At 65.2% G+C, this 15,767-nt stretch carries 10 protein-coding genes; 4 read left to right on the forward strand and 6 right to left on the reverse strand.

Annotation, left to right across the window (positions count from 1 at the left end):
* Nucleotides 1–343: 343 nt before the first annotated feature.
* On the reverse strand, nucleotides 344–1,894 hold the full coding sequence (locus tag IVB26_RS01715) for an AMP-binding protein (RefSeq protein ID WP_247970337.1): 1,551 nt from the start codon (nucleotides 1,892–1,894) through the stop codon (nucleotides 344–346).
* A gap of 18 nt (nucleotides 1,895–1,912) precedes the next feature.
* Nucleotides 1,913–3,067 (reverse strand): iron-containing alcohol dehydrogenase, encoded by a 1,155-nt coding sequence (locus tag IVB26_RS01720; protein WP_247970338.1) that lies wholly within the window; start codon nucleotides 3,065–3,067, stop codon nucleotides 1,913–1,915.
* A 434-nt stretch (nucleotides 3,068–3,501) separates the two neighbouring features.
* Between IVB26_RS01720 and IVB26_RS01725 the strand changes: the two genes are divergently transcribed.
* The 3 genes from IVB26_RS01725 (at nucleotide 3,502) to IVB26_RS01735 (ending at nucleotide 9,355) form a co-directional block, all read left to right on the forward strand.
* Entirely contained in the window at nucleotides 3,502–4,707 is a 1,206-nt protein-coding gene (locus IVB26_RS01725) for an efflux RND transporter periplasmic adaptor subunit (RefSeq protein ID WP_247970339.1), read from the forward strand.
* Nucleotides 4,704–7,871, forward strand: coding sequence for an efflux RND transporter permease subunit (locus IVB26_RS01730; protein ID WP_247970340.1), 3,168 nt, complete (start codon nucleotides 4,704–4,706; stop codon nucleotides 7,869–7,871). Before IVB26_RS01725 ends, IVB26_RS01730 begins: the two co-directional genes overlap by 4 nt.
* Nucleotides 7,872–8,161: 290 nt before the next feature.
* Complete coding sequence (locus tag IVB26_RS01735; protein ID WP_247970341.1) at nucleotides 8,162–9,355, forward strand: ABC transporter substrate-binding protein; 1,194 nt, start codon at nucleotides 8,162–8,164, stop codon at nucleotides 9,353–9,355.
* Nucleotides 9,356–9,578: 223 nt separating this feature from the next.
* Here IVB26_RS01735 and IVB26_RS01740 read toward each other — a convergent pair whose 3' ends face one another.
* The 4 genes from IVB26_RS01740 to IVB26_RS01755 all read right to left on the reverse strand — a co-directional run bounded on the left by IVB26_RS01740 (nucleotide 9,579) and on the right by IVB26_RS01755 (nucleotide 14,237).
* Entirely contained in the window at nucleotides 9,579–9,965 is a 387-nt protein-coding gene (locus IVB26_RS01740) for an MAPEG family protein (protein ID WP_247970342.1), read from the reverse strand.
* Between the two features lie 87 nt (nucleotides 9,966–10,052).
* Nucleotides 10,053–11,135, reverse strand: a complete 1,083-nt coding sequence (locus tag IVB26_RS01745; protein ID WP_247970343.1) for a lipocalin-like domain-containing protein — start codon at nucleotides 11,133–11,135, stop codon at nucleotides 10,053–10,055.
* Nucleotides 11,125–13,587, reverse strand: a complete 2,463-nt coding sequence (locus tag IVB26_RS01750; protein ID WP_247970344.1) for an ABC transporter permease — start codon at nucleotides 13,585–13,587, stop codon at nucleotides 11,125–11,127. Before IVB26_RS01750 ends, IVB26_RS01745 begins: the two co-directional genes overlap by 11 nt.
* Nucleotides 13,584–14,237: an ABC transporter ATP-binding protein gene (locus tag IVB26_RS01755; RefSeq protein ID WP_247970345.1), complete on the reverse strand. Its 654-nt coding sequence runs from the start codon at nucleotides 14,235–14,237 to the stop codon at nucleotides 13,584–13,586. Before IVB26_RS01755 ends, IVB26_RS01750 begins: the two co-directional genes overlap by 4 nt.
* Before the next feature lie 152 nt (nucleotides 14,238–14,389).
* Between IVB26_RS01755 and IVB26_RS01760 the strand changes: the two genes are divergently transcribed.
* The gene (locus tag IVB26_RS01760; protein WP_247970346.1) at nucleotides 14,390–15,727 is read left to right on the forward strand and encodes an MFS transporter; all 1,338 of its coding nucleotides are present in this window, start codon (nucleotides 14,390–14,392) and stop codon (nucleotides 15,725–15,727) included.
* Nucleotides 15,728–15,767 lie beyond the last annotated feature (40 nt).

The following is a 15,767-nucleotide window of genomic DNA, read 5'->3' on the forward strand; positions in this document are numbered from 1 at the left end:
GTTGAGGGAGGCAACCCGTAAGGCCGCATGCCGCCTCGACAATTCGGATGACCCAAGGCCGCAGGGTTTCATGGTCTCGCAATATGCGAGTGCAGGTGCGAAGAGATGCGGAACTGAAGCGTCACGCTGCTTCTCCAGCACTCGGCCGTGGTCCCGGACAAGCGAAGCGCAGCTCCGGGATCCATAACCACAGGGAGAAGTTGGCGAAGACTCGGAGCTATGCGCTCGCTCCATAACCACTCCCCGTGGTTATGGATCCCGGGTTCGCGACTTCGTCGCGCCGGGGACGACACCTTTCATCTGGTTACGTCTTGCGCATCTCACGCTCAAGCTCAGTGCCCCCTCACACGATCCGTGACGCTTTGTTCCCCCAATACCGATCCCGCAGCAGCCGCTTGTACAGCTTCCCGGTCGGCAACCGCGGCAATTCCTTCTCGAAATCGACCGAGCGCGGCACCTTCTGCCGCGACAGCGATTTTGCGCAGAACGCGATCAGCTCTTCGGCGAGCGCCTCGCCGGGCACCACACCCGGCATCGGCTGCACCACCGCCTTCACCTCTTCGCCGAGATCGGGATTGGGCACGCCGAACACTGCGGCATCGGCGACCTTCGGATGGGTGATCAGGAGATTTTCGCATTCCTGCGGATAGATGTTCACCCCGCCGGAGATGATCATGAAGGTCGCGCGGTCGGTCAGGTACAGGAAGCGGTCGGCGTCGACATAGCCGACATCGCCGACCGTGCTCATGCTGCCGTCGGCCGAACGCGCTTCCTTGGTCTTCTCAAGGTCGTTGAAATATTCGAACGGCGATCCCGTCTTGAACCAGACCTGACCCGGCGTGCCGGTCGGGCATGCCCGCATGTTCTCGTCGAGAATGTGGAGGTCGCCAAGCAGCACTTTGCCGACGGTGCCGCGATGGGCGAGCCATTCCTCGCTGTTGCAGGCGGTGAAGCCTAGGCCCTCCGTCGCGCCGTAATATTCGTGGATGATCGGCCCCCACCATTTGATCATGTCGTCCTTGACCAGGGCCGGGCAGGGCGCGGCGGCGTGGATCGCGATCTCCAGCGAGGACAGGTCGTAGCGCTTTCGGACCTCCGCCGGCAGCTTCAGCATGCGCGAGAACATCGTCGGCACCAGCTGGGTGTGGGTGATGCCCCAGTGCTGGACCAGCTCGAGGTAACGCTCGGGATCAAAACTCTCCATGATGATGACGGTGCCGCCCATGCGGATCGTGAGGTTCACGGCAGCTTGCGGCGCGGAATGATAGAGCGGGGCCGGCGAGAGATAGACCATACCCTCACGGTAGTGCCAGAGCTTGGTCAGGAAATCGAACAGCGGCAGATTGTGCTTCGGCGGCTCCTCCGGCAGCGGCCGCAGGATGCCCTTCGGCCGTCCGGTGGTGCCCGATGAATAGAGCATGGCCGTGCCGAGGCATTCATCCGCGATCGGTGTCGTCGGCATATCCGCGGTCACGTCCGCAAGACCGACGATGCGATCGCTCTCGCCCGGGCCGTCGGCGACGATGCAGAGCTTGATATCGGGGCAGGCCTGGATCGCCTCGCGCGCGATGTCGAGTTTCGCCACCGACGTGACCAGAATCTGGGACTGGCTGTTGACGAGCAGATAGGCCAGCTCGCCCGGTGTCAGGAAGGAGTTGATGCAGGTGTAGTAGAGACCGGAGCGTTCGCCGGCGCCGCAGGCCTCAAGATAGCGCGAATTGTTCTCCATGAAGATCGAATAGTGGTCGAGCCGTCTCAAGCCGTGCTTGCGGAACAGATGGGCCAGCCGGTTGCTGCGCGCATCGAGCTCGCGATAGGTGACGGCCTCGCCCGTGGCCGCCATGATGAAGGCGGGCTGCAGCGGGCGTAGGCGGGCGTGCTGACCTGGGTACATCTATCCTCCGGCTTTGGATCATGCGGCTAGAAGCAGGATTTCGCGAACGTCGGCAGGACTCTCGATCTTGCGCGGGTTGCGCGGAATCCAGTTCGTGCGCATCGCCTGTTCGGCGATGGCGTCGAAATGCGCGGGCGCCACACGCACATCCGCGAGGCTGCGTGGCATGCCGAGCGAGCGGATGAAGGCATCGAGCACGTCGGCGGCGTTGTGGCCGGGGAAACCCATCGCGGCCGCGACGATCATCTGGCGCTCGGCATTGTCGCGCGCATTCCAGCGCATTACCGCCGGCAGCATGATGCAGGAGGTGTAGCCGTGCGGCACGTCAAAGGCCGCGCCCAGCACGTAGCCAATGCCGTGGCTCGCGCCCATCGGCACGCCGGCGGCGAGCGCGCCCATCGACAGCCAGGTGCCGATCTGCGCGTCCATCCGCGCGTCGAGATCGGACGGATCGGCTTTCACCCGCGGCAGCGCGTCGGCGAGCATGGCGAGGCCCTTCACCGCTTGCGCATCGGCATAAGGATGCGTCTCGCGCGAGCAGATCGCTTCGACGCAATGATCGACGGCGCGGATGCCGGTCGACAGGAACAGCCATTCCGGCGTGTGTACAGTGATGGCAGGATCGAGGATGGTCGCGCGCGGCACCGCGAGCGGATGCCGCAGCATCTGCTTCACATGCGTGGCTCGGTCGGTGACGCCGGCGATCGCGCTGAAATCGCCGCCGGCGATCGTGGTCGGAACGCTGATCTGCCGCACCGTCGGCGCGGTCATCTCGGGCGCGACGCCCTTGTGGACGCGGATGCGATCGATGCCGTCGATATCGGTGATGCCGTTGGCGAGGCAAAGCTGCACCGCCTTGGCGCCGTCGGTGATCGAGCCGCCGCCCACGGTGACGATCAGGTCGGCACTGGCTTCGCGTGCCGCACGGGTGGCGGCGATCACCGCCTCGCGCGGCGTATGCGCGGGCATGGCGTCGAACAAGCCGGCGCAGCGGGAGCCCAAAGCCTGCTTGATCTTCTCGATTTCGTCGGTCTGCCGGCTGAGCGTGCCCGAAACCATCAGGAAGGCACGATTTGCTCCCAGCCGGTCCATCTGCGCGACGATGGCGCCGGCGGCCGGATGACCGAACACGACCTCCTCGATCGCGCCGAAAACGACACGTCCCTGGTGCACGCCTGCCCTCCCCGGACAATTCGTCTTGTTTTGTAAGGAGAAGTCTAGCCGAGGCCGCCGCGCCCGTCATGCGCGAAGACGCTGGCCGTTCTTACCCTCCCCTGGAGGGGAGGTCGATCGCGCGAAGCGCGAGCGGGGTGGGGTGATCTCTCCTCACGGGCACTGCCCCAACGTGGAGAGACCGTCACCCCACCCCATCTCACATTCCGCTTGCGCTCCATGTGAGCCGACCCTCCCCCTCCAGGGGAGGGTGGAGTGCGCCGCGCCTTCACGACCGCTCGCGTGCGCCTGTCAACCCGCCATCCGGTCAGGGCATCTGTCCGAGCACTACGCGTGCATAGGTCTTGAAGAATTCATCATTGCCACCCATGCTGCTAACCCCGCGTGTGGGTACTTGGGCTGAATTTTCCGCGGTTTTTATGCGAGGACCTGGGATGAGTGGACCGGACGGAAGCGAGCGACTTGTCAAAAAGCACGATTTCGTTCAGTTGCGGCACGGCGCCATCGCCGGGCTTCTCACTGCTGCATTCGCGCTCACCGGTTGCGGACAGCCAGCCTCGCAGGCAGCCGCCCCGCCGCCGGCGCCCGTGACGGTCGCCCAGCCGGCCAAGCGCACCGTCACCGATTGGGACGAGTTCACCGGCCGCTTCGAAGCGGTGGAGGAGGTGCAGGTCCGCCCGCGCGTCGGCGGCTTCGTCAACTCCGTCGAATTCCAGGACGGCGCCATCGTGCGTCAGGGCGATCTGCTTTACGTGATCGACCCGCGTCCGTTCGAAGCGGTGGCCACGCAGGCGGAGGGACAGCTGTCGGATGCCCGCGCCAAGGTGGAGCTCGCCAAGCGCGAGCTCGATCGCGGTCTCAGCCTGGTGCAGACCAGCGCAGTCTCCGAGCAGGTCGTCGATCAGCGTCGTCAGGCCTTGCAGGCCGCGCACGCCGCCGAGGTGCAGGCCGAAGGCGCGCTCAAGGCCGCCAAGCTCAACATTGAATTCACGCATGTAACGGCGCCGTTGACGGGCCGCGTCAGCCGCCATCTCGTCAGCCCCGGCAATCTCGTGCAGGGCAGCGACAACGGCTCTTCGACCCTGCTGACCTCGATCGTCACGCTCGACCCGATCTACGTCTATTTCGACATGGATGAGGCGACCTTCATCAAATACAGCAAGCTCTGGTTCGAAGGCCGGCGCCCGAGCTCGCGCGATACGGCGAACCCGGTGCAGGTGACGCTCGCCGGCGAGACCAAGCCGTCGCATGAAGGCACCATCAACTTTCTCGACAACCGTCTCGACGTCTCCACCGGCACGCTGCGCAGCCGCGCCGTCGTCAAGAACACCGATCTGTCGATCCTGCCCGGCCAGTTCGGCCGCGTGCGTCTGATCGGCAGTGCGCCCTACGAAGCTCTGCTGATTCCGGATGCGGCTGTCGCGACCGACCAGTCCCGCAAGATCGTGTTCGTGGTCAAACCCGACGATACGGTTGAGGCGCGTCCCGTCGTGCTCGGGCCGCTGGATGACGGCCTACGCGTGATCCGCGAAGGGTTGAAGGCGGAGGACCGCGTCATCGTCAACGGCATCCAGCGTGCCCGTGTCGGTGCCAAGGTCGCCCCGCAGACCGCGCAAGCCCCAGCCGGTGGCAAGTCATGAATCTCGGCCGTCTCTCCATCAACCAGCCCATCCTGGCGATGGTGCTGTCGATCGTGCTCCTGATCGTCGGCGCGCTCGCCTACACCACGCTGCCGGTGTCCGAATATCCGCAAGTGGTGCCGCCGACCGTGGTCGTCACCACGCAATATCCAGGCGCCTCCGCGCAGACCGTGTCCGACACGGTGGCAGCTCCCATCGAGCAGGAGATCAACGGCGTCGAGGACATGCTGTATCTCTACAGCCAGGCGACCTCGAACGGCCAGCTCACCATCACCGTCACCTTCAAGCTCGGCACCGATCTCGACAAGGCCCAGGTGCTGGTGCAGAACCGCGTCGCGATCGCGCAGCCGCGCCTGCCGGAGGAAGTCCAGCGCAACGGCGTCACCACGCGCAAGAACTCGCCCGACATCCTGATGGTCGTGTTCATGCTGTCGCCCGACGACACGTTCGACCAGCTCTACATCTCCAATTACGCACTGCTCCAGGTCCGCGACCAATTGCTGCGCCTCGACGGCGTCGGCGACATCCAGATCTTTGGCGCGCGCGATTACTCAATGAGGTTGTGGCTCGATCCTGACCGCATCGCCAATCTCGGCCTGACCTCGGCCGAGGTGCTGGCGGCGATCCGCGCCCAGAACGTGCAGATCGCCGGCGGCCAGATTGCCGAGCCGCCGATCGCCGACCGCGCCTTCCAGCCGAACCTCACCTTCACGGGCCGCCTGAAGGACCAGAAGCAGTTCGAGGACATCCTGATCAAGGCCGGCTCCGACGGCCGCGTGGTGCGGTTACGCGACGTTGCCCGTATCGAGCTCGGGGCGCTGGCGTACTCCACCAACAGCTTCCTGCTGCGCAAATCGGCGGTCGCCATGCTGGTGACGCAGCGGCCGGGATCGAACGCCCTCGCCACGGCAAAGAACATTACCGACACCATGACGAAGCTCAAGGAGAGCTTCCCGAAAGGTCTCGACTACAATATCGGCTACAACCCGACCGAGTTCATCGCGCAGTCCGTCCACGAGCTGATCAAGACCATCTACGAGGCCATGCTGCTCGTGGTCGTCGTGGTGCTGGTGTTCCTGCAGGGATGGCGGCCTGCGATCATCCCGATCATCGCGATTCCGGTGTCGCTGGTCGGCACCTTCGCGGTGATGGCGGCGCTGGGCTTCTCGATCAACAATCTCACTTTGTTCGGCCTGGTGCTCGCCGTCGGCATCGTGGTGGACGACGCGATCGTGGTGGTCGAGAATGTCGAGCGGCATCTCGAGCACGGGATGAGCCGGCGCGACGCCGCGCTCAAGACCATGGAGGAGGTCGGCGGCGCGCTGGTCTCGATCGCGCTGGTGCTATGCGCGGTGTTCGTCCCGACGGCGTTCATCGGCGGCATTTCCGGGCAGTTCTTCCAGCAGTTTGCCGTGACCATTGCGGTCGCGACCGCGATCTCGTGCTTCTGCTCGCTGACGCTGTCGCCGGCGCTGGCCTCGCAGATTCTCACGCCGCACGAGGAGAAACGTCCGCCGGCCGCATGGAATGTCATCGCGCGGGCGTGGGGTGCCTTCACCGGGATCTTCAACCGCGTGTTCGACCGGCTGGCGCATGGCTATGCCGGCCTCGCCGATTTCGTGATCCGGCACTCGGTAATGATGCTCCTGATCTACGTCGTGCTGATCGGCAGCGCCGGCTGGCTGATCGTGACGACGCCGCAGGGCTTCATCCCGGCGCAGGACCGTGGCTACGTCATCGTTTCCGTGCAATTGCCCGGTGCCGCCTCGCTGGCGCGCACCACCGAGGTCGTGCGCGAGATCGAGCGGATCGCGCTGGATACGCCAGGTATTATCCGCGTCGCCGCCTTTGCCGGCTTTTCCGGCGCGACGCGCACGCAGGCGGGCAACGCGGCAGCGCTATTCCCGGTGTTCGACGAACCGGAGGCGCGGATCAAGAAAGGACTCACGGCCAACGCCATCACGGGCGAGCTGCGCAAGCGCCTGTCCGCTATCCAGGGCGCCTTCATCATCGTAATTCCGCCGCCCGCCGTGCCCGGCATCGGCACAGGCGGCGGCTTCGCGATCCGCATCCAGGACCGCCAGGGCCGCGGGGCTGAGCTGCTCGCTGCGGCCACCGACGAGCTTGTCGCCGCGGCACGCAAATCGCCCTTGCTGCTCGGCCCCTCGGTGTTCTCGCCGTTCACCGCCAACACGCCGCAGCTCTTCGTCGACATCGACCGCACCAAGGCGCAGAAGCTCGGCGTGCCCATCTCGAACATCAACGATACGATCCAGAGCTATTTCGGATCGACCTATGTCAACGACTTCAACCTGTTCGGCCGCACCTATCACGTCACCGCGCAGGCTGACTTCCCGTTCCGGAAAGAGCCCAGCGATCTCGCGCGCCTACGCACGCGCAACGCCTCCGGCGACATGGTGATGCTCGGCAGCGTGGTCGAGTTCAAGGATGTTTCCGGTCCCGATCGCGTCGCGCGCTACAATCTCTATGCCGCGTCCGAGCTTCAGGGTGAGCCGTCGCCGGGCACCAGCTCGACCACAGCGCTCGACACCATCAAGAAGCTGGCGGATGATACCTTGCCGAGCGGCTTCACCTTTGAATGGACGGATCTGTCCTATCAGCAGGTCACCGGCGGCAATGCCGGCCTCTACGTGTTCCCGATTTGCGTGCTGTTCGTCTACCTCGTGCTGGCCGCGCAATATGGCAGCTGGACCCTGCCGTTCGCGGTGATCCTGATCGTGCCGATGTGCCTGCTTGCCGCCACCATCGGCGTGCGCATCATGGGTCAGGACGTCAACATCCTCACGCAAATCGGTTTCGTCGTGCTGGTGGGGCTGGCGGCCAAGAACGCGATTTTGATCGTCGAGTTCGCGCGCGACATCGAGAACGAAGGCAGACCGCGACTGGAGGCTGTGATCGAGGCCTGCCGCCTGCGGCTGCGGCCGATCCTGATGACCTCCTTCGCCTTCATCCTCGGCGTGCTGCCGCTGGTGATCTCGACCGGCTCCGGCTCGGAGATGCGGCAGGCGGTCGGCGTCGCCGTCTTCTTCGGCATGATCGGCGTCACCCTGTTCGGCCTGTTGTTCACGCCGATCTTCTACGTGGTGGTGCGGAACCTGGCGGAGGGACGGAACGAGGGGAAGAAGCCGGAGGTGGCTGCCTGACGCTGCCTCTACAGCCATGCTCCTCCATACCCTCCGCTGTCATCCCCGCGAAGGCGGGGATCCATAACCACAGGGAGTAGTTTGGCGCGACACCGGTAACCCCGCGTCTTCGCCAAACGTCTCCCTGTGGTTATGGGTCCCGGATCTTCGCTTCGCTCGTCCGGGACGACAGCGGCTATTTGGCGCGCAAAATCCCATACTAACGACCAACGTGAAATGGATGGGCAGGGGCGGGGTTCTTCACTACTATCCGCGCGATTTCAAAACAGAAAACTGCTGGGAGATAACGTATGAAATCAGCACTTTTGGCCGCCGTCGCAACCTCTGCTTTGGTGCTGGCGGCGCCGGCGTCCGCGCAAGGCGTCAAGATCGGCATCCTCAACGACCAGTCCGGCGTCTATGCCGATTACGGCGGCAAATGGTCGGTCGAGGCGGCCAAGATGGCGATCGAGGACTTTGGCGGCGAGGTGCTGGGCCAGAAGGTCGAACTCGTCACCGCCGATCACCAGAACAAGCCCGACCTCGCGACCTCGATCGCGCGGCGCTGGTACGACGTCGAGAACGTCGACATGATCACGGAGCTGACGACCTCCTCGGTCGCGCTCGCGATCCACGAGCTCTCCAAGGAAAAGAAGAAGATCGACATCGTCGTCGGCGCCGCGACCTCGCGTCTCACTGGCGATGCCTGCCAGCCCTACGGCTTCCACTGGGCCTACGACACCCGCGCGCTCGGCGTCGGCACCGGCGGCGCGCTGACCAAGGCCGGCGGCGACACCTGGTTCTTCCTCACTGCGGACTACGCCTTCGGCTACGCGCTGGAGAAGGACACCAGCGAGATCGTCACCGCCAATGGCGGCAAGGTGGTCGGCTCGGTGCGCGTGCCGCTCAACTCCTCGGACTTCTCGTCCTTCCTGCTGCAGGCGCAGAGCTCCAAGGCCAAGATCGTCGGGCTCGCCAATGCCGGCCTCGACACCACCAACTCGATCAAGCAGGCCTCCGAGTTCGGCATCGTCGCCAGTGGCCAGAAGCTCGCCGGCCTCCTGATGACGCTTGCGGAAGTGAACGGCCTCGGCCTCCAGGCCGCGCAAGGCCTGGTGCTGACCGAGGGCTACTACTGGGACGTCAACGACAAGTCGCGCAATCTCGGCGAACGCTTCCTCAAGCGGACCGGCCGGATGCCGAACATGATCCATGCCGGCACCTATTCGGCGACGCTGAGCTATCTCAAGGCAGTCAAGGCTGCCGGCACCAAGGATCCGGATGCGGTCGCCAAGAAGCTGAAGGAGCTGCCGGTCGACGACGATTTCGCCCAAGGCGGCAAGGTGCTCGAGAACGGCCGCATGGTCCACGACATGTATCTGTTCGAGGTCAAGAAGCCGTCGGAATCGAAGAAGCCCTGGGACTATTACAAGCTGCTCGCCACCGTCCCCGGCGACAAGGCCTTCTTCGCCGCAAAGGAAAGTGGCTGCCCGCTGACGAAGTAGCGGGAAGAGGAAGCTCGGCCCCACACACTCGCTGTCGTCCCGGACAAGCGCGCCTCAAGCGCGCGCCGATCCGGGACCCATAACCACAGGCAGATATGGTTATGGGGACTCGGAGTTGCCTGCTCGCGCTACAACCTCTTCCTGTGGTTATGGGTCCCGGATCAGCGCTCCGCTTCGCTGCGCTTGTCCGGGACGACGGCTGAGTTTGGAGCGCGACCTTCTCTTACACCAGCCGCAGCACCACCGCGCCTAACGCTCCCGTCCACAGAGCAATCGCGGCGATGCCCTGGATCATGAAGCCCGGGCCACGCTTTGCGGCCGCCTTCGAATAGCCGATGAAGTAGACAATGCGGCCGATGATCCAGATCGCGCCGATTCCTGCCGCGATGCTATCGCTGATATAGACCGCGAACAGCCAGAGCGCCGGCAGAAAGATCGGCATCCATTCCAGCGTGTTCATCTGGATGCGGAAGGCGCGTTCGAAATCCGGATGGCCCGACATCGCGGGCACTTTGACGCCGGTCTTGCTGCGCGACCGCGAGACGTTGATGCTGGTGAAGAAATAAAATGCGATCGCCAGCAGCGTGACGAGGGCGGTGAGGTGATACATGGCAGTTTCCCCAAGGCGTTTTCGAGCGAAGTGGATCCCGGTTCGCGTCAAGAAAACGCGTCAAAACGAGAATCTAAGCAGGTCGCTTCAATACCCGGTCAGCTCGAGATAGCCAACGCCGTCATGCGTGCCGGCAAAGCTGATCGGTCCTTCCCAGTAGGAGAAGCCGGTCCCCATCCAGGCCCTGGGATTGAGCGGCTTGCAAGCAATCGAGAACGATCGCGAGGGAATCGCGATCTGCCATTCCACCGGCAGCTTGCGTCCCGCGACGTCCGCGGTCGCTTTCGGACTCATCTGGATGTCGCCACCCGCAATCATCTGCGTCTCGCCGGCCGCGGTGATCCAGTTGCCGAACGGATAATCCCTGCCGTCCTTCTGCCGTAGCCGGTACAGCATCAGCTTGTCGCCGGATGACAGATGCAGCGACAGCCAGTCCCAGCCGGTCTGGTCGGCATCGAGCGGCTGGCTGCTCCATTCGCGGTCCATCCAGGCCTGGCCCGAGACGTCGACCGGCTTGTCGTCGATGGTGAGCGTGCCGCGGGCGCGGTAGAACGGCTGACTGTAATAGTAGGACGCCTGGCCGCGCTCCGACTTGCGGCTATAGCCGCCATCGCCTTGCAGCACCACGGCGCGATCGGCCTCTAGCGTCAGAGCGTAGCTGAAATCGGTGCTGGCTGCCTTCAGCGTGAGAGGCGCCAAAGTGCGATCGTCGGCGCGATCGAGACCCTTCATCTCCCAGTCGTCGATCCAGGCCGCAAACGGTGTTGCGGAGACGCCGGCCTGCCCGATGCCACCGCGTGAAAAGACTTCGTTGAAGCGGTGGGTATCGGCGCGCGTCACCGCGGCGTGGGCCATCCACACCTGCTGATTGGCCCAGCCTTCGCCCTGCGGGCCCGGCTGCGCCGCCTGTCGGAACAGCGTCCATTGCAGGCCGCAAACCGCGTCGCTGCCGTCGACGAGATTTGCCGTGAGATACCACCACTCGATTCGAAACTCCGGATGCGGCCCGTGATCGGCCGGAAAGGCGAACAGCTTTCCCGGCGTGACCTTGGCAAAGCCATCCGCTGTCTCACCGAGCCCGGCATAGCCCTGCGCACCGGCGCGGCGGGCGAGCGCCAGCGCGGCGATGCCGCCGGTGAAGGCGCGGCGCGAGATCAGGTCAGCGCTCATTGGCGAACACCTTGACGAGATTTGTCGGTTGCATCCGCGCCAGCCGTGCCACCGGCAACAGAGCCGCAAGCAGCGACGCAAACAGCGCCACCGCGACCAACTCGACCAGTTGCAGCGGGAACACGTGGAACGGCAGCCGCCAGCCGAACGCCTTCACGTTGACGATCGCGATCAGGCACCACGCCACCAGCAGCCCAAGCGGCACGGCGAGCAGCGCGGTGAACAGCGCCACCGACAGCGTCTTGGTCAATTCGATCGCGGCCAGGCGCGGCCGGGTGATGCCGATCGCCCACAGCGGTGCAAGTTGCGGCAGGCGGGAATTCGCCAGCGTCAACAGGCTGGTGAACAGCGCGATCCCGGCGACGCCGAGGGTGAACGCGTTCAGCGCGGATGTCACCGCAAAGGTGCGGTTGAAGATGCGGATCGATTCCGCCTTCACCGTCGCCTGATCCGCGACACTGCGATCGCCGAGTGCAAACTGTTTTTGCAGGGCCGCGATCAGGCCGGGGATATTTTCCCTGGCGACGATCAGGCCGATCCGCGTCTGCGGCGTCTGCGGAAACTGCCGCATCAGCGCCGCGACGTTGACGGCGAGTTGCCCCTTGGGATTGCCGTAATCGGCATAGACGCCGACGATATCGAGCTCCCACGTCCCGCCCGGCGCCGGCACCTCGACGACGTCGCCGATCCCGACGTTGAGGCGGCGGCTCAATTGCTCGCTGATGAAGGCGGCATTGCCCGGCATGAGCCGGGTCCAGGCACGCGGCGCGGCGTCCAGCAGCGGCCAGCGCTCGCGATAGAGCGTGTGGTCGGGCAGGCCGAGCAGTTCCACCGGCTGCCCTTGAACCAGCGCCTCGGCGCGGCCACCCGACAGGATCGCCTGCACGTCGCTGCGTTCGCGCAGCCAGTTTCGAATGGCGAGGGCCTGCGCATTGTCGGAAGCGCTGATGTAGACGTCGGCTGCGAGCCGTCCGTTCAGCCAGCCGATGAAGGTGCGGCTGAAGGTCTCGACCATGGTTGACACGCCGACATTGACGGCGAGGGCGAGCAGCAGCGCCATCAGCGCGAGTGACAGCCCGGAGAGCTGCTGTCGGCTGTCCGCCCAGAACCACAGCGCGAGCGGCTTGCGCGCGGCGCGCTGACCTGCGAGCAGGAGCAGTTCGAGCAATGCCGGCAGGATCAGGGCCGCACCGAGCATCAGCGCCGCCAGCAGGCCAAAGCCCGCGATCAGCGATTCGCCATAACGAAGCAACAGCAGTGCGACCGCGAACACGGCGCAGGCGGCCAGGCTCTGCAGGATCAGCCAGCGGCGCTGCCGCTGCTGCCAGGCGCGCGGCTGCGCCGTCGCCAGCACCGGAATCCTGATTGCCTTGACCAAGCTCGTTGCCGCCGCAACAAGCGCGCCCGCAATGCTGATGCCGATGCCGGCGAGCCACCATTCGGGCCGCAAGCTGAGCTGCCCCGGAATCTGCGCGCCATAGAGCCCGCGCAGCGACGCCGCGACGTCGGGCAGCAGCGCGGCGGCGATGAAATAGCCGCAGACGAGCCCGATCAGCCCGGCGACGAGGGCCAGCGCCACGAGCTCGATTACCAAGACTGTGTTGACCAGCCGCGCCGAGGCCCCGCAGGCGCGCAAGGTTCGCAGCATCGGCAGCCGCTGCTCGAAGGCGAGTCCGACGGCCGAGTTGACGATGAACAGGCCGACGAAGAACGACAACAGGCCGAACGCCGTGAGGTTGAGATGGAAGCTGTCGGTGAGGCGCTCCAGCTCGGTCTCCGCGGTCGGTTCGATCAGCTGCAGCTGGTCGCCGACGACGCTTGCCAGCGGCGCGGGCTTGCTCTTCGGCTTGCCGAGCAGAAGCCGCGACACCTGGTCCGGCTTGTTCAGCAGACGCTGTGCCACGCCGATATCGACCACGAGCACGTCGGGCACGAGCTGCGGCAGTACGCGCAGGGGCGGCAATGTTGCGCCGTCGCTGGTCGGAGGCGCTGCGCCCTCCTGCTCCTGCAGATCGCTCAGCGTGTCCCGCGCCACCAATGTCCGGCCCGGCGGAGCAACAAAACTGCTCAAATCTGCAGCACCAAGGCGCGGTGCGTTGCCGACGTCGATCGGCAGCGTCACCGGCTCGATCCCGAGCAGGCGCACCGAACGTCCGTTGATCTGGACCCGGCCCTCCAGCGCCGGCGACACCGGCCAGCCCGCGCGGCGGAGTTTTACGAACAACTCCTGGGGAAAGGTCGCACTGGCAGGCGCAACCAGCATCGCCGTGCGGGCGCCGCCGAATGTCGCCGCGGCGCGGTCATAGGCGTTGCGGGCCTGCTGGTTGATGGCCTGCACGCCGCTCCACAGCGCGGTCGCCGCGATCAGCCCGACCAGAAGCGTCGCGAACTGCATCTTGTGACGCCGCCAATGGCTGAGCAGCACGGCGAGGATCCACAGCGCGCGCCTCATGCGATCCGTCCCGCATGCAGGGTCAGATGGCGGTCGAGCGTCGCGGCCAGATGCAGGCTGTGCGTCACCATCAGGAAACCGCAGCCGGTGCGCGCGACGAGATCGCGCGTCAGCGCCAGCACGTTCTCGGCGGTGGCTTCGTCCAGATTGCCGGTCGGCTCGTCGGCCAGCAGCAGCGACGGCTTCGTCGCCAGGGCACGGCCGATCGCGACGCGTTGCTGCTGCCCGCCCGATAATTGCTCGGGATAGCGCTTCAGAAGAGCCCCGAGCCCGAGCCGTTCGACCAGCTCTTTCGTCCAGGCCACATCATGACGGTCTGCGATCCGCGCCTGAAAGGCCAGATTGTCCGCGACCGACAGGCTCGGGATCAGGTTGAATTGCTGAAAAACCAGGCCGATCCGGTCGCGCCGCAGGCTGGCGCGCCCCGCATCGGACAGTTTGGTGATCTCGATATCCGCCAGCCGAATCGTGCCGCTATCGGCGGCATCCAGCCCCGCGATCAGATGCAGCAGCGTGCTCTTGCCGCTGCCGGATTCGCCGGTCAGCGCGATGCGTTCGCCGTCCCTGAGGTCGAGATCGACGCCGCGCAGCACATGGACCGGTTCGCCGGCCGAGGAGAAGGTCTTGGAAAGGTTTCGGATGCTCAGCACGATGAACGACGCCGGACGGAATTAGCGGAATTGCTGCGTAGCACACCTGCCGGGGAAATGCTGGTTGCGTTGGTCTTGAAGCCGTTGTTAGCTTCCAAGACGGCCAAATCAGAAAAGTGCCAAAAGACCGAAAGACAAGGACGGGGAGATTCATGAGCGCTCAGGGAACGCCAGAGGCGGCGGCCGAGTCGGCGAGGGTGTCAAGCGCGACGCCAAAGGGCGCCTGGACCATCACCTTTCTCCTCTTCCTCTTCATGCTTGTGAACTTCGCCGACAAGATCGTCGTGGGTCTCGCCGGCGTGCCGATCATGACCGATCTGCAGCTCACCCCGGAGCAGTTCGGCCTGCTCGGTTCCTCGTTCTTCTTCCTGTTCTCGATCGCCGCCATCGTGGTCGGCTTCATCGTCAATAAGGTGCCGACGCGCTGGGTGCTGCTGGTGCTCGCGGTGATCTGGGCGCTGGCGCAGTTTCCGATGGTCGGCACCGTGTCCTTCACCACGCTCCTGATCTGCCGCATCGTGCTTGGTGCCGGCGAAGGTCCGGCTTTCTCGGTCGCCGCGCACGCCATCTACAAATGGTTCCCCGACGAGAAGCGCACGCTGCCGACCGCGATCCTCTCGCAGGGCTCGGCCTTCGGCGTGATCCTCGCCGTGCCTGCGCTGAACTGGATCATCGTCAATCATTCCTGGCACTATGCCTTCGGCGCGCTCGGCGTCGTCGGCCTAATCTGGGTTTGTGCCTGGCTCGCGCTCGGCAAGGAAGGGCCGCTGGAGGACACGCAGGTCCTCGCCGCGACCGAGCAGAAGATCCCTTACTTGCAGCTGCTCACCTCGCGCACCTTCATCGGCTGCGTCGCGGCGACCTTCGGCGCCTATTGGGCGCTGTCACTCGGCCTGACCTGGTTCACGCCCTTCATCGTCAAGGGGCTCGGATTCTCGCAGAGCCAGGCCGGCTTCATCTCCATCCTGCCCTGGGTGTTCGGCGCTACTATCGTCATTCTCACGGGGTGGATCTCGCAGGTGATGATGGCGCGCGGCTACAACACCCGCGCGGCTCGCGGCGTTCTCGGCTCGGTGCCGCTGGTGATCGGCGGGCTGATCCTGGCAACGATGCCGCACGCGCAGGGCGCCGGCCTGCAGATCGCGCTGCTCGTGGTCGGATCGGGCCTGTGCGGGGCGATCTACGTCGTCTGCCCGCCCATGCTCGGCGAGTTCACGCCGACCTCGCAACGCGGCGCCATCCTCGCGATCTACGGTGCGCTCTACACGCTCGCCGGCATCATCGCGCCGGCTGTGATGGGGGCGATGATCCAGCGCGCCGGCAGCACGGTCGACGGCTACATGACTGGCTTCACCATCAATGCCGCGATCATGGTCGGCTCCGGACTGCTCGGCCTGCTCTTGCTTTGGCCCAACACGGAAAAGGCCAGGCTGACGCGCGGTGCCGCCGCGCAGGCGGCTGCGCTGAAGGGCGCGGTGTCGCCGACGTGAGGGGGGCTGTCGGCCACTCCACTCATAATTGTCGTCCCGG

The sequence above is a fragment of the Bradyrhizobium sp. 195 genome, assembly GCF_023101665.1.
In the GTDB taxonomy this organism is placed as follows: domain Bacteria; phylum Pseudomonadota; class Alphaproteobacteria; order Rhizobiales; family Xanthobacteraceae; genus Bradyrhizobium.